The organism is Roseovarius conchicola (assembly GCF_041403425.1).
Taxonomy (GTDB): domain Bacteria; phylum Pseudomonadota; class Alphaproteobacteria; order Rhodobacterales; family Rhodobacteraceae; genus Roseovarius; species Roseovarius conchicola.
This window is the reverse complement of record NZ_JBGEHK010000001.1, coordinates 209,856-230,927: the sequence shown is the minus strand read 5'-3', so window position 1 is coordinate 230,927 and position 21,072 is coordinate 209,856. Positions and strand designations below refer to the sequence as shown.

11 protein-coding genes are annotated in these 21,072 nt (G+C 61.1%); 1 reads left to right on the top strand and 10 read right to left on the bottom strand.

The annotated features are described in order from the left end of the window. Nucleotides 1-28: 28 nt before the first annotated feature. The 3 genes from V6N02_RS01020 to V6N02_RS01010 all read right to left on the bottom strand — a co-directional run bounded on the left by V6N02_RS01020 (nucleotide 29) and on the right by V6N02_RS01010 (nucleotide 10,645). Nucleotides 29-343 (bottom strand): hypothetical protein, encoded by a 315-nt coding sequence (locus V6N02_RS01020; RefSeq protein ID WP_371223411.1) that lies wholly within the window; start codon nucleotides 341-343, stop codon nucleotides 29-31. Beyond that, a complete protein-coding gene (locus V6N02_RS01015) occupies nucleotides 340-8,652 on the bottom strand; it encodes a SpvB/TcaC N-terminal domain-containing protein (protein ID WP_371223409.1) in 8,313 nt (2,770 codons plus the stop codon). Before V6N02_RS01015 ends, V6N02_RS01020 begins: the two co-directional genes overlap by 4 nt. Before the next feature lie 304 nt (nucleotides 8,653-8,956). Continuing rightward, a complete protein-coding gene (locus tag V6N02_RS01010; RefSeq protein ID WP_371223406.1) occupies nucleotides 8,957-10,645 on the bottom strand; it encodes a chloride channel protein in 1,689 nt (562 codons plus the stop codon). A gap of 88 nt (nucleotides 10,646-10,733) precedes the next feature. On the opposite strand from V6N02_RS01010, the gene V6N02_RS01005 reads away from it, so the two are divergent. Next, complete coding sequence (locus V6N02_RS01005; protein WP_371223404.1) at nucleotides 10,734-12,110, top strand: FAD-binding oxidoreductase; 1,377 nt, start codon at nucleotides 10,734-10,736, stop codon at nucleotides 12,108-12,110. A gap of 43 nt (nucleotides 12,111-12,153) precedes the next feature. Here the strand turns inward: V6N02_RS01005 and recN are convergent, their stop codons facing one another. The 7 genes from recN to V6N02_RS00970 form a co-directional block, all read right to left on the bottom strand. Then, nucleotides 12,154-13,803 carry a DNA repair protein RecN gene (gene recN, locus V6N02_RS01000; RefSeq protein WP_371223402.1) on the bottom strand — a complete coding sequence of 550 codons (1,650 nt, stop codon included), beginning with the start codon at nucleotides 13,801-13,803 and terminating at the stop codon, nucleotides 12,154-12,156. A 20-nt stretch (nucleotides 13,804-13,823) separates the two neighbouring features. After that, on the bottom strand, nucleotides 13,824-14,786 hold the full coding sequence (locus V6N02_RS00995; RefSeq protein WP_371223400.1) for an outer membrane protein assembly factor BamD: 963 nt from the start codon (nucleotides 14,784-14,786) through the stop codon (nucleotides 13,824-13,826). A gap of 139 nt (nucleotides 14,787-14,925) precedes the next feature. Further along, entirely contained in the window at nucleotides 14,926-15,846 is a 921-nt protein-coding gene (gene lpxC / locus V6N02_RS00990; RefSeq protein ID WP_371223398.1) for a UDP-3-O-acyl-N-acetylglucosamine deacetylase, read from the bottom strand. Nucleotides 15,847-16,074: 228 nt separating this feature from the next. Then, nucleotides 16,075-17,709 (bottom strand): cell division protein FtsZ, encoded by a 1,635-nt coding sequence (ftsZ, locus tag V6N02_RS00985; RefSeq protein WP_371223396.1) that lies wholly within the window; start codon nucleotides 17,707-17,709, stop codon nucleotides 16,075-16,077. 173 nt (nucleotides 17,710-17,882) lie between these two features. After that, a complete protein-coding gene (ftsA, locus tag V6N02_RS00980) occupies nucleotides 17,883-19,217 on the bottom strand; it encodes a cell division protein FtsA (RefSeq protein WP_371223394.1) in 1,335 nt (444 codons plus the stop codon). Beyond that, on the bottom strand, nucleotides 19,214-20,110 hold the full coding sequence (locus V6N02_RS00975) for a cell division protein FtsQ/DivIB (RefSeq protein WP_371223392.1): 897 nt from the start codon (nucleotides 20,108-20,110) through the stop codon (nucleotides 19,214-19,216). The genes ftsA and V6N02_RS00975 overlap by 4 nt, the downstream gene beginning before the upstream one ends. After that, nucleotides 20,098-20,988, bottom strand: a complete 891-nt coding sequence (locus V6N02_RS00970; protein ID WP_371223390.1) for a D-alanine--D-alanine ligase — start codon at nucleotides 20,986-20,988, stop codon at nucleotides 20,098-20,100. Before V6N02_RS00970 ends, V6N02_RS00975 begins: the two co-directional genes overlap by 13 nt. Nucleotides 20,989-21,072: the final 84 nt, after the last annotated feature.

Below are 21,072 nucleotides of genomic sequence, written 5' to 3'. Positions count from 1 at the left end.
CATCTCCCGTGGGTTGATGGCGTTCCTCTCAAAATTGAGGGATACGCATGGTTATGGTTACGCCGCGCAAACGCAGCGGGTCTGGATCACTAAGCGGATTGGCACCATCACAGATCAGCTTTGCTGCTGTGGGGCGGGTCACCTGAACGCCGTCTGTTTCAATTTCGTTGGGGGCCGTGCCCTCGGGCAGCAGCCAGAATTCGGGGCCGAAGCCAAATCCGGTATGCAGCACCTGCCCGCCCATCACTTGGTCGAGCCGGACCAAGCGACCAACGGTGTCGAGGGCGGCCAAACGGGCGGCTTGGGCCGCGTTGCCGAGGGTATCAGGACCCGGGGCGCTCATGGTCCGGATCCACTTTCGGCGGGCTCTTCTTCGCCGCCGGTCAGATAACGGTAGGCCCCGTAAGCCACGCCACCAAGACCCGCCATCCCGGCAGCTGTCCAGCCCATCGCCCTGCGCGCCATGGTCTGGCCGCCCATTTGGAAGTAAAGCATATAGGTTGAATGCAGCGCGTTCATCGGAACCATCGGCAGGGCATGCAAGCGCCCCGACGCCAATCGACCCATTGTATAGGCAGCCATCTCGTCCAACTGGCTGAGGACCGCAAAGACCGGTTGCCCTTTCGGCGTTCTCCAGATCAGTTGTTTGACTGGCCAAGCCACCAGGTTGGTAAAGGCGTGCACGCTTTCATGAACAAGCCCGTCAATCTTGTTTGGCAACCGCGTGGCCGTGTTGGTGATAGCGGATCGCATATAGGGCCAGAACCCAAGAAACTTGCCACCCACTGTTGGCACTGCCGAGGCACCGGGCGTCATCCCATAGAGAAGCCAGCGTCCGACCGAACTGTTGGCCATCGCTGCACGCCAGCCGCCTTTGCCAATCGCCCAGTGGTAGAGGCGGCTCTGAAGCATGTAATCGCCAGCAACCCACCTGAAAACGTTATCTGCATAAATACTCATCTGTCGAGCACCGCGGATCGACAGTTGCCTTAGTCCCTTGACCGACAGGGTTTGGGCGGCTTTACGTCCCAGCGTTGTCAGCGCCCTCATACCAGCCTTCAACGCCAGTTTCAGTCCCGCCTTGATCGCCGCCAATCCGCCCAATGTGACCACGGTCAACACGATGTCCACAACGGTCAACGCCACATAGAGCCCTTGCCCCCAGGCGCCCAGGTTCAGGCTGCCCATGCCGCCGGGGATGCCCCCGGATTCTCCGTTCGCGTCGTCATTGCCGAATTCGAGGTTCCAATACCCGGCATAGCGCACAACCGTGTCCATCACCGTGGCGGGTTGCTGTGCATTGCCGCCTTCGCCACCCGCGCCGCCCTGGCCGGGTTGGGAGTTGCCATTGCCATCGCCCGTGGCCTCGCCCGAACCCGAGCTGCCGCCGCTTTGTGCGCCGCGATTGCCGTTACCGCTGCTACGTTCACCACCGGTGCCATCGTCCGGCCCACCGCCCGGACTGCCCGTGGCGCTGCCGTTCATGCTGCCTTCAAGCGACCCCTCGATGTGGCCGCCTGCGGTGCCGCCTTCCTGGCCTCCGGCCTGACCGCCCGGCGTATTGCCACTGCCGCCTCTGATCCCATCAGGGTTGGTGCCATTGGCATCCGGGTCGGTGCCGGTGCCACTGCCCCGCCCGCCTTTCTTGCCGTCCGGACCGCCGCCCGGCTTGGTGCCTGCGCTCACGCCGGACCCGGTACCACCGGGGCGGGTATGTTCGCCGCCCGAGCCAGCACCGGTTCTGTTTGGATCACCGGCGCCCGCGCCCCGGCCCGTGCCCTGATCCCCCAAACCGCGGGCATTCGGATCGGTAGAGGTGCCGCCACCGCCATCCCCTGTCCCGGTCGAGACGGGGTTGCTGCCAGTGCCGTCCTCGCTGCCTTCATCATCGCCGGTCGTGGTGCCTTCACCATCCGCACCAGTACCCTCGTCCCCGGTGCCGCTTGAGTCGGTCGCGTCCCCTTCACCGGCGCTGTTCGTGGAATCCGTTCCGGTCTCAGTGCCAGTCTCATCGGTCTCCCCGGTCACACTTTGATGAAGAGAGACCTCGGCGTCTTCGTTGTCCTCCTCGGCATCGGGGTCTCCGCCACCGCCTTCCCCCTCCTCTGCGTCGGAACTGTTTGCCACGCTTGCCACTTTCACGTCGTTACCGGCGGCCAGATCGGCTTCGGCCAGGGCGATCATGTCGGGCACGCTGCCCAGATGCACAACGCCGTCATAGTCAATGTAGTAGGTGAAGTTATTGGCCGCATGCAGCGCCTGAAGTTGCGCAAATCGTGTCGGATCGGAGGCCCGTGTTGCATTGATCGCGTCGATCACCTCTTGGGGAACTTCGGACAAAGTCACCCGTGAGGTCTGACCACGCTGGTTGCCGCCGGTGGTTTGTAACCCGGTGGGGTCAAGATACGTGACCGGATTACATTGCGCATAGATGTAAAGGTTGGGACCATCCTCGTCCCCGGCCGGATCAGGTGAAATCCAGCGACAGAGCCAACTAGCATAATACCGCTGTCCGATATGGTGCAAGCCCGTGGCATCATCGCGTTCTCGCCCGATAAACCCGAAGGTTTTCAGCGCCACTTCGCGGGCGTCATCCCCGGCCATAAACGCACGCTGGCCATAGGGCAGGTATTCTTCATAAGAGATGATATTCGCCGTCTCATCCAGCCGCAAAGTCGCCGAGCCAAGATGATCGCCCAGCGTATAGCGCAGGCGCGTTGCCGCGATATTGTCGGTTTCGCGCGCGGTGCTGTCCTGCGTCCAGCGGTAGAGCTCGGCCACATCCGACAGCCCGTCAGACAGGCGCGTGGTAAACCGCTCAAGGATCATCTGATCATCGCGGAAAATGCGGCGGCGCTGGCCACCGGCGAAGTAGGTCACCTCGATCCGCTCGACGATGCCACCCGCCAGCATCCGGCGGGTGATGCGGCGCATCCGGTTGCCCCCGCCGTCATAGACGTAAATCTCGTCATCATCCGGCAGACCCTGGCCCGAGCGATCGATCACCACGGCACGCGCCAGCCGTTGATCATGGCGCCATTCCAGTCGCGCGATATGATCCATCTGCCGCATCTCACCGGCCGCCGCGAAATCGGCCCCGGGATTGGGATAGGCCAAACCATCCGCACCCAGCGCAGGGCGCGAGCGGTTACTGGCCCCATCGACCCAGAAATCCTGCGTGAAATTCGCCGCGCCGCCCATATGGCGCAACTGGGTCAGGTTGCCCGACAGATCATAGGTATATGTTTGGGTGAAACGTTCGGTTGCGCTGCCATCGGACAGGCCAAAACCGGGACGTGGACCCGCAGTGGCGGTGAGCGCAGAATGCGCCCGCCCCTCGCACCCGGTCAGGCGATAGAAGGGATCATAGCTGTAAAAACGCGCCGCATTGACCGCCGGCGCGGTGCGGAAGAAAGCAGATGCCGCACCGCCAGCAGGATCATGGGCCAGGTCTTCACAGGCGGTGATATTGCCCACCGGATCATAGGTATAGCGCAGGTCCTGCAACAGCCGCACGCGCGGACCGGCCGCAGGCCGACGCGCCTCGATCCGGCGCACGAGAAGCGTGTCGGCATCATAGCTGCGTGACAGTTCCACGCCGTTGCCCAGCCGGGCAAATTCACGCTGCCCATGCACCGAGTAACGCGCCGCACCGATCACCTCGGTTTCAGCCACCTGTCCATCCAGAGTGGCAACCGACACCGCGCTCAGATGCCCGCCATCGGTGTATCGGGCACGCACCCGCGAACCATCGGGGCGATCCTCGCTGACCGGGCGGCCAAAGGCATCATGAACCATGCGCGACGTGAAGACATCTCCCTCCAGCGCAACGGCCCCGGACCAATCCGGGATCACCTCGGCATCGGCGATCAACTGCGTGGAGCTGCGCATCGGTTGCCCTGTCGGAAGCGCATCCAGCAGACGATGTTCGCCCGCCTCATCCCGCGTGGTCACCGCCTGTCCCAGAAGGTTGCGCGCCAGAGTGTCGGCATCTGCAGGATCATCGGCATAAGTGATCGTCTCGATACGTTCGGGCCCGCCCCCGGTATCCACATCCACCGCCACGATCCGGTCGGTGGCATCAAACTGTACCATCCGGGTGGTGCCATTGGCCTGGGTCAGTTCAACAGCATTGTCACGTGCGTCAAACAGCGCCTGAGTCTGTGCTGAATCCGCCAGCCATTCAATGATCTTGCGGCCCTTCATGTCATACACATGGCGCGAGGTGTCGACACCGCGTGCGTCAACAACCCGGACCGGATCGCCATAGTGATCAAACACGCTGCGCACCTCACGCAGGCCAGAAGCTCCACCATCCTCGCGCAGCCGCACCTGCGCACCGATACTGTCAAAAATACGCTCAACCGGGGTGCCCGCATGGGGTAAACTGCCCGTCAGCGCGCGCCGCTCTGGATGGGCCGCTGGCAGGATTTCCCGCGACAGCCGCCAGGCGGATTGATCAACCGTGTCATTGGCATCGAAATGCCGCTCGCTCCAGGTGCCAAACTCGGCCCGCTCCATCGCCCCGCCCGGCAACAAGCGACGGATCACCCGGCCAAAGGCGTCAAAGAACTGTTCCGTTACCCGCCCAAAGCTTTGCAGAACGGCATCGGGTTCGTAGTCGGGGCGATCCGAGAAATAGGGCTCAAACGCGCGGATCGGTTCGCCTTTCCGGTTGCGCGCGACCCAGCCGCTGGTGCTCCACCGTACCGCAGCGTCTTGCAAATCCGGCGTACCATCCGGAGCCAACACGATATTACCCGCCCCGTCGCGGTGAATGGCCGGTCCGGCCTCGGTGCGTTGCTTCGCACTCAGCAGTTCGCCGTAGCCATCATGATACAGCAGTTCGACACGCAGATGTCCGTTGGCCTGCGCACCACCCTGCCCGTCATTGGGCAAATCCCCCGCCAGGATCGACAGCTGCACGGGCGGCGCCCCGTCGCGCTCAAACGCCTCAAGATCATAGACCATCACCTGAGAGGCCCCGCCAAGTGCTGCTGCAGGGTCGGCAAGCGCCGCGGCCAGCGTCAGGGCCGGGCCTGCAACAGGCGGATCAAAGCCCCAGGGTTGCTCGGTATCGGTTGCATCCATCACTGTCCCGCCATGGCTTGCGCGCACGGGGATGCCCAACGAATCGAAGACAGTTTCGCTCCACGCGCCGGTCGGGCTTTCGCTACGTCCAATGGCCAGCGCGACATAGTCGATCACACTGCGTGCCACCGCCCCGAAAGGATCGGTCACGGACACGGCAAAAAGATGCGCGTCGTCATAGGCGGCGCTGACCGTCCGGCCATCGGGCAGAATGTGACCCGTGCTGCGGAAGAAACCGGGCGCGCCCAGATAGGTCAGCGTTTCGGTGGCGTGCCACCAATGCCCGTCCTGCAGCCAATGATCCAGCGCCGTCAGTCGCGCGCCAATTCCGGCGCCGTAGTGAGTGGTGGCAAACAGATCCGAGAATACGGCCGTTTCCGCATGATGCAGCCGGGGCGGTTGTGCGATTGTGGCGGGCGCGGCAAAATCCGCCGCCTGCCCTGCTCCGTCGTAATAGATCTGACGGCTCCAGTTGCTGCGCAGGGCGCGGCCAGCCGCCGGAGGGGCCGCGAAGTCGAGCGGGTTGGCAAGCGCGCCATCAATCGCCGCTGATATCTCGTCAAACCGGAACCATCCGCGCGCTGGCGCGGCAAGGCCCGGCAACGCAAACTCCTCCTGTTCGCGCAGCAGGTTCAGAGACAGGACCGCATCGCTGTCCTCGTGATAGAGTGTCTTGCGTTTGATCTCGCAATGCAGGGTGGTCTGTCCTGTGTCCTCAACAGGTTGTCCAGCCCTGCGCGGGTAATGCAGTGTTGCTGCCAGGGTCGCAGCCCCGTGGGCATCGTAGCTCAGGACAAACCCGTGCGACTGGCGCGGATCGTCGGCCACGCCGCCGTAAAGCGCCGCACTGCTTTCGCGATCAAAACAGGCAAGCACCGCGCGCTCTTGCGGGCGGCGCCGGTTGCGCAACAGCGCCGTGGCGGCTGGCGGCTGTTCGATACGCACCGAAAAGCCCGATTGGTTGACCGATTGCGGCACTGACTCGGGACCGTCAGGGCCAACGGCATAAAACTCTTCCCGCACGACACGCCCGCGCAGGCATTTGCGCGCATCCTGAAGCGTTTCAGGATCGGGTACCGGTGCGCCCGGTGCACGCTCAAGCGTGAAAGCAGGCACCTTGATTTCCGCCGGGTCGCCCTGCCAATAACGGGCTTGCTGCGGATCGCCCTGCCCGTGATCGAAAAACCCGCGCGACAGCAAAGGTTCACTGACCGGGACGGCGCTACCGTCTTCCTGCAGGAACTCGGCATTGAGCAGATCCACCTCGCCAAACCCGGCAAAGCTGCGCGTGCGCCCATCATAGGCTCCGTTGCGATAACGCATCTCGGTTTCGTACTGCGCACCATTGATCAGGTCTTCGTTGACGATGCGGTCCACCGTGATCAGATGCGAAGGCAGCAAGGTGTCCCACGCCCGATCCGTCCCCTGATCGCGCAGGTAATGCGCGGCCGAGTGACCATAGTGCAGGCTGTCACGACGGCCCATTCCATTGGTCACCTCACGGATCAACCCCGGTGGCACCGACCCTGAGAGCGCAAGACTTTGCCAGGTGGCAATACGGCCCGAACGCTGTTCGGACCAGACCAGCGCAAGGCGGCCATCGGCCATGATATCGGCAATCTCGACCGTGCTTTGCGTGTCGATCATCGGCAGACCGGACAGCACGCGCGGCGCGCTCCAGCCATTGCCGGCCTGATTGGTCCAGATGCGCAATTCGCCCTCACCCAGCTGGATCAGATCGGCGGCGCCAGAGCCATCCAGATCAGCCAGCAGAATGCGATCAATGGCAAAGCCGCCACCGGTGTCCAGCACCGGCGCATTTTCCATCACCACAGGCGCGCCGAACCGGCCGCCACCATGGCTGGGCCAATAGGCCACCATGCCGCTGCGGATCATCACCTGATCTTGCAAACCGTCCCCGGTCATATCGGCGAAAAGATAATCCGTGGCCGCATCATTGGTCAGTGGCGGACCACCTGCGGGGCCTTGGGCGGCACCTTCGCTCATCCTTGTCCGACGCGCCTCGGCGGCATATCCGGCACTGCCGCGGGATTCATAATAGCGCAGGCCGTCGCCATCACGCATCACCAGATCGGCGCGCCCATCCCCGGTCAGATCAAGCCGCTGCACCCCCGCCAGATTGGACAAGGCGGGCATTTCATCGAACAGGTTAAAGGCGCTCCATTCCCCCTGTTCGCGGTCAAACCGGTAATGACCTGCCCCCTGCCCGGCATAGGCCACGGCGTCCATGTTGCCGTCGCCATCAAAATCCCCGATGGAGATCGCAGCAAGGCTGTGCGCCGGACGACTTTGGACGCAAACCGGCGGGGCAAAGTGGCCTCCTCCCAGGTTGCGTTGAAAAAACCAGCCCGCCGGATCGTCCTGCAAAAGCCCGGGCAACCCTTCGCCATAAAGATCAGCCAACAAAGTTTTCGCGTTGGACACACCACCCGGTGCAGAGGCCTGCAACGGCGCGGGTACGGCGGCGAATGTGTCGGCAATCGAGGGCTGGGTATAGTCAAACCGCAACGGGGGCATCGCGCGGCTGTCGCCGTCGCGCCAGCCGGTTTTGGTGATGCTTTGCAACAACGACCCATCCTGGCGCGCGTCATATTCAAAGCTGATGGTGCGCGTCAGAACCGGTTGCGGACCCAAATCATCGAACTGGTGAAACAACAACGTCCGCCGGCACAGCCGCCAACTGCGCACGTCGAACCCTGCCGAACCGGTCGAGAACGGATCAACCCGCACCGCCCAGTCGCGATCCGGCGCAGGCGTTGGGTCAACGAGGTCATGATCCCCGTAATCCAGCACCAGATGGAACGCCCACTGGCTGCTGGCCGGGTCGAAAGCATCGACATCCTGTGCGGGGTCCGTGTTCACCCAATGCACAGATTTCAGATATCGTTGCGCCAAAGCGTCGCGCCGCGAGCGATCGGCCAGACGCGTTCCGGCTCCGCCGCGCAAATCTTCGGCCTGATACTGATACCAGACCGCATCGCCGCGCGCGTTCACCGTCAGTTCAGGCAGCCATTGATAGATGCGTCTCGGGTCGGTGAGATCGGCGATACGGGCTTGCCCCGCAGGATCGCGCCCATAAACCGTGACAGCATTGGTGGTATCGCGACTGCGCCAATGCACCTGCCCCGTGGCTGTTTCGATCCAACGCTCAAACCGAATGCGGCTGGCATTGTCCTGACCGAGAAACCGTTCGACCCTAAACCCTGGTACGTCACGGGATATCGCCCGCCCGGCCGTATCGCGTTGGGGTATAAGTGCTCCGCCGATCGTACTGGCATAGCCATCGCTCTGATCGTAGCGCGGCAACGCCTCGCTGCTGTCGACGCTGATCACCGGCAGCCCCCTCAGGGCCCAGCCCCGCCCAAACGGACCCTGCATGCGAGAGGACGTGTACATCAGCCCAAGACCCGGCTGCAGATCGTTGCGTCCTGCAGGCAGGTCAAAATCGGCGCTGACTTGTGCAGACCCAGTGAACCGATCCGCCGAGACTTGGTACGACAGCGTCAGGTCAGATGGAGAAAAATTTGAGGAATCAGACATAGGGATCCCGGAAAAGACGTGGCAGAAAAATTGATAGGCGACAAAAAAGAACGAAAATCGAGTTAGAGAAATATGCAACCTAGGGTAGCTAGGCGATTTCCAAACGGTCAATGCGTTTGTTGCGCATCGGTCAATTTCCGCGCAGACGATTTGAGTCTGTTTTTAGAAATCCCATAAACAGGATCAAGCGTTAAAGTGCAAAATAGTAATTAATAATAATATGTTGAATCCCAAAGATTCATCGAAACATCAACGTCCCGCCCACAGGCCAAATCCCGCCGAACCAATCAGTTCACCCCGAAAATCAGCTGTGTTCTTCTTCCGAGACAGCTGCCAGCGCCCGGTTGTAAGTCTTGAGGGCGTCCACATGAAACAACGCACCCCACAGCTCGGGGGGCTGACCTTCACCCGCCAGGGTGACCACCGGTATGAACGGCACCGCCGCGCGATCAAAGATCGGCATCGCGGCCTCAAGCGTGGCGTTTCCATCGATGTAAATGCCGTCCTCAATCAGCTCCCAACAGCGATCTTCATCTGCAGCGCGCGGATCGTCCGGGCCGCGCATCAGCTTGGCTACCCGGAACATCGACAGCACGTAAGCATGCGGCCCTGCGGCCAGTTGCGTGCCCCGGCGATCCAATTGCGCTAGGAAGAACGAGCGTTGCACCATCCGTGACCCCAAGGCCGTCGAGGTGGATACTGCAACCATCACCGCCAACCCGGTCTGCCAGTCGCCGGTCAGTTCGAACACGATCAGCGTGGTGGAAATCGGCGCGCCCAGCACCGCGGCAGACACCGCCCCCATCCCGGCCAGCGCATAAAGTGTGTGCGCGCCTGACACGTCCGGCAGGATCGCCGTGGCAATCAAACCAAAGGCCAGACCGGTCAGAGCGCCCACCATCAGCGAAGGCGAGAACACGCCCCCGCCCATGCGCCCGCCCAATGTAATTGCCACTGCAACCACCTTGAGCGCGGCAAAGACAATTGCCTCATGCAAAAGCAATTCACCGGTCAGCGCCGCGGATGTTGTCTCGTACCCCACCCCGATGATGTGTGGGAACCAGATCGCCAATGCGCCCAACATCAACCCCGCCACAGCCGGGCGCAGCCATCGGGGCAGTTTGGCGCGGATCTGCAGATGGCTGGCGATGTCCTCGGCCAGGAAGATCGAGCGCATCATCGCCGTGGCCACCATGCCGCAGACAAGGCCAAGGATCAGGAAGGCGGGCAGTTCCACGTAAAACTCCAGCGCGCTGGCGGTGGGCAGAACGAATTCTGTCACGTCGCCGAATTCCAAACGGTTGATCACCGTCCCTGCCACGCTGGCGATCACGATGGGGGCAAACGCGTGTACGGCGAAATGGCGTAACACCACCTCAAGCGCAAAGAGCGCCCCCGCAATCGGTGCATTGAACGAGGCAGACACAGCCGCCGCCACAGCGCACCCCATCAGGTCGCGCCCGGTGATCCCATCTGCATTGATCCTGTTGCTGACCCAACTGGAAATCACCCCCGCCATATGCACAACAGGGCCTTCCCGCCCGGATGATCCCCCGGTGCCCAATGTGATCAACGAGGCCAGCGCAGAAGCGACCCCGGCCCGCTTTTCAACACGGCCTTCATGCAAGGCCGCCCCTTCGATCACATCCGCGACCGAGCGGGCGCGCCCATCCGGTGTGAAATGGTGCAATATCAATCCCACCACCAGCCCGCCCAGGGTGGGCACGATCAAAAGCCAGCACCACGGCAGATCGGCCGCCCAGGAATGGATAAGGCTTGTATCCTCCGCTCCGTAAACAACGCCTTGCAACGCATTGATACCTTTTCGGAAAAACAATGCGGCAAATCCGGCAGCGATACCGATCATCAACGCAATCAGCCAGAACTGAAACTGGCTGGGGCCACGCAGCAACAACACCTGCCAGCCATTACGCAAACCGGTCTTGGCGTCCTGCCAAATCTGTGCGCGCATTGATTTTCTCGGCTCGGCCATTCAGGTCCTTTTCACACAAAACAGCGATCTTTTCCAAAGCGGCTGCTTCGCATAGTCTCGCTCCGGTAACAGGAACACAAGGTCACGTATGAGTATTCAAGATGCAATCGCAGAACTTTCTGATCTTCTGGGTACGCGGCTGACGTGCTCGAAGTCTGATCTTGATCTGCACGGGCGCAGCGAAACCCATTTCCCCCTGACCCCGCCGGACGCGGTGGCCTATCCTGAAAGCACCGAGGAAGTGGCGAAACTGGTGCAGATTTGCGCCCGGCACAGCTGTCCGATGGTGGGTTGGGGCGCGGGGACGTCTCTGGAGGGACAGGCACAGGCGATTCATGGCGGAATCAGTGTTGATTTCAGCCGGATGAACCAGATCCTCGGCATTCGTCAGGCTGATATGGACGTAACCCTGCAACCCGGCGTCACCCGCGAGGCACTGAACGAAGACCTGCGCGCCACCGGTCTGTTCTTTCCGGTCGACCCCGGGGCCAATGCGTCGATCGGCGGAATGGTTTCAACCCGGGCCAGCGGGACGACGGCAGTACGCTATGGCACAATGCGCGAAAACGTTCTGGGCCTTGAAGTGGTCACCGCCTCGGGCGAGGTGATCCGTACCGGCACCCGCGCGCGCAAAAGCAGCTCTGGCTATGACCTGACCGGGCTTTTTGTCGGGTCAGAAGGTACTTTGGGCCTGATCACCGAGGTAACCTTGCGCCTGCAGGGGCAACCCGATGCGGTAGCCAGCGCGGTCTGCGCCTTTGACACCGTGCCTGCCGCGGTGGCGGCAGTGATCGACACGATCCAGATGGGCCTGCCCTTGGCGCGGATCGAGTTGATGGACAGTGACAGCGTGGCCGCCGTCAACGCCTATGCAGGCAGCGGAATGCCCGAAACGCCTCATCTGTTGTTGGAGTTTCACGGCTCGCAAGACAGCGTGGCCGAGCAGTCGGAAACCTTTGGTGCCATTGCCGAAGAGCATGGAGGGTCAGATTTCAACTGGGCCACCAGGGCCGAAGACCGCTCTGCGCTTTGGGCGATGCGCCACAACGCCTACCACGCAATCCTGCAGATCCGCCCAGGTGCACGCGCCATTGTCACCGATATCTGCGTCCCCATTTCAGCGCTGGCCGAGGCAATTGATGACACTCGCGCCGATCTGGCCGAGGCTGGTTTGCAAGGACCCATCCTCGGCCATGTGGGTGATGGCAATTTCCATGCTATCCTGTTGATTGATGAGGACAATCCAGAGGAAGTCAAGCGTGCCAAGGCGGCCTCGCACAGAATGGTCGAACGTTCACTGGCGCTGGGTGGAACGGCCACCGGCGAGCACGGGATCGGCATTGGCAAACTGGATTACATGACCGCCGAACATGGTGGGGCCTGGGCTTTGATGGGGACCGTGAAACAGGCGCTTGATCCGGACAATATCATGAACCCCGGCAAGCTGGTGCCGCCGCGCAACTGATTGTTGCAAGTGTTTTCCAAGCGGATCAGACATCGCATTGCAGTTATTCAGCGATCAACGCCTCGGCCGCTGCACGGGCTTCGTCCGTAATCCGGTCACCTGACAACATGCGTGCGATCTCGTCCCGGCGTTCCTCGGCATTCAGCGGCGCGACACTCGACAAGGTTTGCCCCTTCTCCACCCGTTTTTCGACGCGCCAGTGATGTCCGCCCCTAGCTGCCACTTGCGGGGAGTGCGTGACCACAAGCACCTGACCACCTTCTGAAATCTGCGCCAAACGGCGTCCCACCGCATCGGCCGTGGCCCCGCCGACCCCCCGGTCGATCTCGTCGAAGATCAGCGTCAGACCACTTTCGATGCCAGTCAGACAAACTTTGAGGGCCAGAAGAAACCGGCTCAGCTCACCACCCGAGGCGATTTTGTTCAACGGTCCAGCCGGGGCACCGGGATTGGTGGCGACGGTAAAGATCACCTCGTCGCGCCCATCAGGTCCGGGCTGTATCTCGTTGACTTGCGTGGAAAAAACCGCCCGCTCCATCTTTAGCGGAGCCAGTTCGGCCATCATCGCCTTGTCCAGTTTCCTCGCCGCCTTGCGACGCTTCTCGCCAAGCTTTTCAGCGGCCTTGTCATACGCCGCCCGCGCGCCGTCCAGTGCCGCGCGCAGTTGGGCCAGATCGTCAGACCCGTGATCCAATGCGCTCAGTTTCTCGCGCAAACCGTCGGCAAATGCACTCAGATCATCCGGCCCGACGTCATGTTTGCGTGCCAGCGCCCGAATTGCAAACAGGCGTTCTTCGGCCTCTTCCAATTCGTGCGGATTGAAGGTGAGAGACTCCAGCGCCTGCGTCACACCACCAGCCGCCTCATCCAGTTCAACCAACGCCCGGCCCAGGGCCGCTAAAGGCGCATCCAACTGCCCATCTGTTTGATCTGCAACGCTTTCCAGCCAGCGCAGCGCATCCGTCGCCGCCCCTTCGGCACCGTCCGGGCCAAGCGCCTGCGCCGCCTTTGCGATATCCTCGCGGACACGCTCTGCGCCTTGCATCAACCTGCGACGGCTGTCCAACGTGGCCTCCTCACCCGGTTCGGGGGCCAAGGCATCCAATTCACCCACGGCATGGCGCAGAAACTCTTCGTCCGCGCGCATCTTCTCCAACATCGCTTCGGCCTGCTCCAACGCCTTGCGTCGTATTGAAACCTCGCGCCAGGCAGCCCGCACCTGGTGCCGGGCCGTATCCAAACCGCCATAGATATCCAGCAACTCGCGATGCCCCGCCGGGTTCAGCAAACCACGATCATCATGCTGGCCATGCAGTTCGATCAGCGTATCCGACAGGCGCCGCAACACCTCGCCCGAGCAGCGACGATCATTCACCCAAGCAGTCTTGCGCCCATCGCTGGAATTCACCCGCCGCAGCAAAAGCGCGTCATCAATCGGCAATCCGGCCTGTTCCAGAACCTCAAAGGCAGCATGTCCCTCGGGCAAATCAAACTCGGCCATCACCTCGCCCTGATCCGCTCCTTGGCGGACCAGTTCGGCCCGACCTCGCCAGCCCAGAACAAAACCCAGGCTATCCAGCAGGATGGATTTGCCCGCCCCGGTTTCACCGGTCAGAACATTCAACCCGGGCTGAAAATCCAGCTCGAGGTGATCAATGATCAGCATATTTCGGATGTGGAGGCTTCTGAGCACCCTGCCCTCTCAGCCCGCGATCAGAGCCAGCGGCCCTGCACCATCTGCCGGTAAATCTGACGCAGCCAGTTGTCGCCCTGTGCCTGCAAGGTCAGGCCCTGCCCGGTCAGCAGTTTATAGCTGTCCTCGTACCAATCGGTGCTTTGGAAATTGTATCCCAAAATGGCCCCCGCGGTCTGGGCCTCGTCCGTCAGACCAAGCGACAGATAGCTTTCTACCAAGCGGTGAAGCGCCTCGGCGGTATGGGTCGTGGTCTGGAAATCCTCGACCACGACGCGGAACCGGTTGATCGCAGCGGTAAAATGATCCCGCTTGAGATAATAGCGCCCGATCTCCATCTCTTTCGAGGCCAGATGGTCAAACGCCAGATCGAATTTCAGCACTGACGAGCGTGCATATTCGGTATCCGGATAGCGTTCGATCACTTCGCGCAAAGACTGCAGCGCTTGAAAGGTCAGCCCCTGATCGCGTCCGACTTCGTCGATCTGATCATAATAGCTGAGCGCCAGAAGATACTGCGCATAGGCGGCATCTTCATCGGTCGGGTAGAAATCAATGAACCGCTGAGCTGCGCTGCGCGAGTTCTCGTAGTCTTCAGCCTGGTGATAGGCAAAGGCCTGCATGATCACGGCGCGTTTGGCCCATTCGGAATAGGGATAAAGGCGCTCAATCTCGCCGAACACCTGTGCCGCCAGTTCCGGGTTCTTCTGCTCCAGATCATATTCGGCGCGCTCAAAAATCTGCTCGGCCGTGTATTGCTCGTAATCGACGTTGCCCCGCTCAACCGACTGTTGGTTGCCGCAGCCCGCCAAGGCCACACCAAGAACCAACGCCCCGACAAGCGGCGCACGGGATCTGGAAATCAAGGCAAAAGGCAAGGCTGTCTTATCGTCGCAATTCAGATGAACCGGCGCGGCATCTGAATGGCGCGCAGGTTTCACACAAGCTGATCGGCTCAGGTTCAGCGCGAAACGCTTAATCATGCTCGAACTCACCTTCATTGCGGTTTTGCAGGGGGTTACCCTCAGTACTGGTATGGTCCTAGCACAGAAATTTCCGGTGCAAAACGCCTTTGGTGCGATTTCCTGCAAGCATTTTCGAGGGGTGTCCCCGATCCATCGATCAGGCAACGTCAGGGATTTCTTCCCAATGAACATCCGCGCCCGGAAGACGCGCCGTCATATCCGCGTCACACGTCACCAGCTCAAATGCATTCGGCGTCGCGAGTAGCGCCCTCAGCAGGTCGTTGGTCAGGGCATGGCCCGCTCGGAAGCCCTGATAATGACCAAGGATTGGCATTCCAGCCAGACCAAGATCGCCCAAAGCGTCCAGCATCTTGTGACGTACAGCCTCATCCGCATGGCGCAACCCGCCGGGGCTAAGGACATCTTCGCCATCCACCACCACCGCATTTTCCAACGTGCCGCCAAGGGCCAGACCGTTAGCGCGCATCGCATCCACATCCGCCTTACGGCAGAAGGTGCGGCTGTTGCTAAGCTCACGGACAAAGCTGCCGTTCGACATGTTCAGCAGCTTGCGCTGTTCGCCGATGGCTGCATCTTCAAACTCGATCTTGAATTCGATCAGCAGCGTATCATGAGGCACAAAACGGGCCCAGGCCTCGCCCTTTTCAACGCTGACCGGCTTGATCACGCGCAGGGCGGTCAGCGGGGCCGCAAATTTGCGAATACCTTTGGACAGAATACCACGGACAAATGCCGCCGAACTGCCATCGAGGATCGGAACTTCGGGGCCGTCGACTTCAACCGTTGCGTTGTGAATACCACACCCCACCAGGGCTGCCATCACATGCTCAACCGTCGAGATCGAGACATCATGCTCGTTCACCAGTTTCGTGCAAAGCGGTGATTGATGAACTAAATCCCACCGCGCGGGAATCTCACCCTGGCCTGCAGGCACATCGGTGCGGCGAAAAACTATTCCGTGACCGGGCATCGCAGGCAAAATGCGCAGCACGGCCCGCACGCCGGAGTGCAACCCGACGCCGGTAAAGTCTATCTGCGATTGAATCGTTGTCTGCACGAAAGCCCCTCGGCATTGGTCTTTTCTTACCAACGTCTTAACGCCGGTGGGCAAGGTTTAGTTGCCCGCGGCGCAGGGCTCAATTCAATCTTTGTAACGGTCTGAAACATGCCATTTCACAGACGGGCGGATAATTGCCCACCCCTGTTTTACGGGCGGTAACCCCATGATCAAAAACAGAAAAAGCCGCACAAGGCGGCTTTCTCAATCTCACGAAATCGGCGGTTTTCAGTTAGCCTGACGGCGAAGGAATGCCGGGATTTCAATCTGATCTTCTTCGGCATCGGCCGATTCCACCGGTGCCGGTTGCGCCTGTTGGCCGCTTACGGGGGGCTGCTGACGCACCGGACGCGCCGCCGCAGGGGCGTCACCATCGCCTGCGTGACCGGTCATCCGGTTGATCAGCGAGTTGATCCCGAAGCGAGGTTTTTCACCTGCATCCGCAGCGGGTTGTGTCGGCACTGCGGCCGGGGCATCACTCCGGCTCGGCACTTTGCTGACCGCGGCGTTCAAACGCGCCAGCGCTTCCGGCGATGGTGTTCCGGCACCAGGAGCGCGCGGAGCGACGAACCCGTCAAGGTCGTCTTCCCCAGATGCCGCGACAGGCGCAGCTTCTTCTACGCGCGGAGTGTAGGCCGGGGGCGGTACGTCGTCAGATGCAGTTTCAATCTCCGGCTCGGCGCGGCGGACCGTTTCAGGCTCGAAAATGTCTTCCATCTGATCTTCTGCTGCGGCGCGCTCGGCGTCGATTTCACCAAACAGTGACGGCTCGCTGCGTGTTTCAGCGGCGACAGGCTGCGCGGCTTCCTCAGCGGCAGGGGCTTCTTCTTCCACTGTGGAGGGTTGCAGCGGCTGCGCCAGCGAGCGACGCGGCACGGGAATGTCATGCTGTACCTCGGAGGCGTCAATGCCAGTGGCCACAACGCTCACCCGCATGGAACCTTCCATATTGGCGTCCAGAGTCGAGCCGACAATGATGTTGGCGTCCTGATCCACTTCTTCGCGGATCCGGTTGGCGGCTTCGTCCAGCTCGAACAGGGTCAGGTCGTGCCCGCCGGTGATGTTGATCAGAACACCCTTGGCGCCGCGCAGGCTGATTTCGTCCAGAAGCGGGTTGGCGATGGCCTTTTCGGCGGCCTGGATCGCGCGATCTTCGCCCGCATCCTCGCCGGTGCCCATCATGGCCTTGCCCATTTCGTCCATGACGGCGCGCACATCGGCAAAGTCAAGGTTGATCAGACCGGGACGAACCATCAGGTCGGTCACGCCCTTAACCCCTTGATAAAGAACGTCATCTGCCATTGAGAAGGCTTCGGTGAACGTGGTCTTTTCGTTGGCCAGACGGAACAGGTTCTGGTTGGGAATGATGATCAGTGTATCGACCATCTTCTGCAGGGACTCCACACCGTCTTCGGCCTGCTTCATCCGCTTGCCGCCCTCGAATTGGAACGGCTTGGTGACAACACCTACGGTCAGAACGCCAAGCTCACGGGCGGCTTGCGCAATGATCGGCGCAGCCCCGGTACCGGTGCCGCCACCCATACCGGCGGTGATAAAGCACATATGCGCACCCGCCAGATGATCGACGATCTGCTCGATATTTTCCTCGGCTGCGGCGGCGCCAACACTGGCCCGCGCCCCGGCGCCCAACCCTTCGGTCACTTTCACGCCCAGCTGGATGCGGCTTGAGGCGTTGCTTTGCTGCAAGGCCTGCGCATCCGTGTTCGCCACGACGAAATCGACGCCATCCAGCTCTTTTTCGATCATGTTGTTAACCGCGTTGCCACCGGCCCCACCGACACCGAAAACGGTGATCCTCGGCTTGAGCTCTTCGTGACCGGGCATGGTGAGGTTCAATGTCATATCTCTGTCCGCCTGCTGCTAAGCCCACATTCGCGGGCGTTTTCTGCCTAATCCGCCTTAATCTTAACGATTTGGCGTTCCTGCGTCACCATAAAACTGTCATTTTACCACAAAATATGGCAGTTTTTTGGCCTCGATACGCGGTATTTCGCCAATCTGTCCACATATTGCGGTTACCAGTTGTCTTTGAACCATTTAACCGCTCGTTTAAGCGACCGTGCCGGGTAACGATCAACGGGAATCTCGAAGTCCCACCATTCGTCCTGGGGATTCGCTGCGAAACAGCACAACCCCACCGCCGAGGCAAAACCCGCCCCTGTCGCCGCCTGTGGCAACCCATGCACCCGCAAGGGCCGCCCCAGCCGCACTTGTTGCCCCAAAATCTTGCTGGCCAGACCATCAAGGCCCGGTATCTGACTGCCCCCACCGGTCAGCACGATCTGCTGGCTGGGCAAATGATCAAACCCGGCAGCGTCAAGCCGCGCGCGCACCTCTTCAAGGATTTCCTCGACGCGGGGGCGCATGATGCCGATCAACTCGGCCCGGCTGACATTGCGCCGGTCGTGATGCCAGTCGCCCGTGTCGCTTCCGATCTCGATCATCTCGCGGTCGTCCATGCCGGTCGCGACAACGCCGCCGTAAAATGTTTTGATCCGCTCGGCCATTGCGGTGGGAATTTGCAGGCCCATCGAGATGTCCGACGTGACGTGATCCCCGCCAATCCGAACGGAATCGGTATAGATCATGTGTTTTTTCATGAAGATCGAAATCCCGGCGCTGCCCCCGCCCAGATCGATACAGGCAGCCCCCAGTTCCTGTTCATCCTCAACCAGCGCTGCGATACCCGACACATAGGCCGAACTGGCCAGACCGGCGAGTTCCAGATCACAGCGTTTCACACAATGGGCGAGGTTCTGAACGGCGGTGCCATCGACGGTCAGCATATGCAGATCGGTGGACAGCGTCTGGCCGATCTGGCCGCGCGGATCGTTGAGACCGCTGCGATGATCCAGTGCGAAGTTCACCGGTTGCGCATGCAGCACTTCACGCCCATCGCCGTAATCCGGAACATCACAGGCACTGAGCACGCGGCTGACATCCTGCTCGGACACCACCTGCCCTTCCAGATCGACCATCCCGGCAAGCCCATAGCTGCGCGGATCGGCACCCGAGAAACAGGCAATCACATGATCCACCCGAATGTTGGCCATCTTCTGAGCCGCCTGAATGGCGGTGCGGATGGCACGCTCGGTTTCCTGCATCGCCTCGACTTCGCCATAACGCACCCCGCGCGAGCGTGTCGTGGCCGCGCCAATCACCCGGAACCCTGCCTGCCCTGCCATCGCGCCGATGCCATCTGCTTCGGCTAGGCGGTCGGTGCCATCAAAGCGCAGCACCAGACAGGCTATTTTTGAGGTCCCCACATCCAGCACCGCAATCACGCCGCGCTGCATCGCCGCTTCGCGCATCTTTCGCATCGCCCGTTGGGATTCATATAGCTCGATCATTGTTCTTCAGCCTCTGCGCTCAGCTTGATCACCCGCCACCATTCTTCCATGGCCGCCTCGGTCATTCTTATTGTTGGCCTTTCAGCCAGCCGCATATCCACCACCGCCAGATCACGTTCCAGCATGTCCTGCACCTGGTTCAGCACGATCACGCGCTCAAGTGCACGTACCGGGCCGATCTCGGGCAAAAGAATGCGTTGGTCGCGATCCAACACCACGTCCCAACGCCGCTCGCCCATCCGGACAAGACCCTTCACACGTTCGCCCAGCGGGACGGCGGCCTGCAGGATATCCAGCGCCTCGGGCAACACCGCTTCGGCCCCCTCGCCTGCCACGATGGGCAGGTCAGCCCGCTCGGCGCGGGCGGCGATCCAGCGGATCACGACGCCATCGATGTCGACAATGCCCAGCCCGGCGTGACTGCGCCACAAGGCAACCGGCTGCCGTTCGACCACCTCGGCCACCAGAACGCCGCCCTGTCGAATGCGCACCGACGCATCGGCAACGGCGGGCAGGTCTTTGATCACTTTATGGATCAGATCCAGTTCCAGATCGAAGGAACTGGCCGGGAACTTATAGGGGAAGATGTCGCGGATACGCGCCTCGGTGATCTGGCTGGCACCCTCGACCGCCAGAAGCTTGACCGTGAATTCAGGGCGGGACTCGATTTGCTGGCGCATGTCGGCGATGGCCAGAACCAGTTTCTCCTGCCGATCATTATCGGCCAGATACATCGTGCCCAGCACAAAGGCCAGGCACATCGGCACGCCAACTTTCAGCACCTTGCGGAAGATCGGGGTCAGCATCAGCCGCTCAAACCGATACGCCCAACGGGACGGCGCGGGATCAGAGCGCGGCGTTTGCGAAACCTGAGCTTTGTTCACCGGTTGCATGAGGCGTCCTCCACCATCCAGGCACAAAGATCAGGGAAGGACATGCCGCAATGGGCCGCCTGTTCCGGGGCCAGCGACGTGGGCGTCAGGCCGGGCTGTGTATTGGTTTCCAGCAGGATCAACCCGTCAAGGCCGCGAGTTTCATCCCAGCGATAATCGGTTCGGGTCAGACCACGGCACCCCAAGGCATCATGGGCGCACACGGCATACTCCATGCATGCGTCAAAAATTTCGGACGGGATATCGGCCGGAATCTCGTGCCGCGATCCCCCTTCGGCATACTTCGCATGATAATCATACCAGCCATCGGTGATGATATCCGTGACGGTCAGCGCACGATCGCCCAGCACCGTCGTGGTCAGCTCGCGCCCCGGCGCATAGGTTTCCACCATGACCGTCTCAGGCATCTCGCGGGCCAGTTGCGGTGGGCCATTGGGGTTTTTGCCGACGATGTAGACGCCAACGGACGAGCCCTCGTTGAACGGCTTGACCACATAAGGCGGCTCCAGCACATGGGCCGCTTCGACTTCGTCACTGGTGGCAATGACTGAGTGCATGAACGGCAGGCCATGAGCCGCGTAGACATCTTTGGTGCGTTGCTTGTCCATCGTCAGGGACGACGCATAAACACCCGAATGGGTATAGGGGATCTGCAACCATTCCAGCAGACCCTGCACACAGCCATCTTCGCCCCAGCGGCCATGCAGGGCATTGAACACAACATCGGGAGAAATCTCAGCCAGGCGCGCGGGTAGGTCGAGGCCTGCATCGACCTCAACCACCTCATAGCCTGCTTCCCTCAATGCGGCGGCGCATTCCTGACCTGACGAGAGAGACACTTCGCGCTCAGCCGAAGGGCCACCCATAATCACCGCCACTTTCGGGGTTCTTCTGCTCGAACGACCCACCAGTGCCTCAATATGCCTGACCGTTGACCGGTCTGTTGCTTTTAGTTTCGATCC

What these genes read in the sequence shown, in the direction of transcription:
- V6N02_RS01020 (WP_371223411.1), bottom strand. Translation starts at nt 343, where the DNA reads ATGAGCGCCCCGGGTCCTGATACCCTCGGCAACGCGGCCCAAGCCGCC.
- ftsZ (WP_371223396.1), bottom strand. Translation starts at nt 17,709, where the DNA reads ATGACATTGAACCTCACCATGCCCGGTCACGAAGAGCTCAAGCCGAGG.
- V6N02_RS00975 (WP_371223392.1), bottom strand. Translation starts at nt 20,110, where the DNA reads ATGCAACCGGTGAACAAAGCTCAGGTTTCGCAAACGCCGCGCTCTGAT.
- V6N02_RS01005 (WP_371223404.1), top strand. Translation starts at nt 10,734, where the DNA reads ATGAGTATTCAAGATGCAATCGCAGAACTTTCTGATCTTCTGGGTACG.
- ftsA (WP_371223394.1), bottom strand. Translation starts at nt 19,217, where the DNA reads ATGATCGAGCTATATGAATCCCAACGGGCGATGCGAAAGATGCGCGAA.
- V6N02_RS01010 (WP_371223406.1), bottom strand. Translation starts at nt 10,645, where the DNA reads ATGGCCGAGCCGAGAAAATCAATGCGCGCACAGATTTGGCAGGACGCC.
- V6N02_RS01015 (WP_371223409.1), bottom strand. Translation starts at nt 8,652, where the DNA reads ATGTCTGATTCCTCAAATTTTTCTCCATCTGACCTGACGCTGTCGTAC.
- V6N02_RS00995 (WP_371223400.1), bottom strand. Translation starts at nt 14,786, where the DNA reads ATGATTAAGCGTTTCGCGCTGAACCTGAGCCGATCAGCTTGTGTGAAA.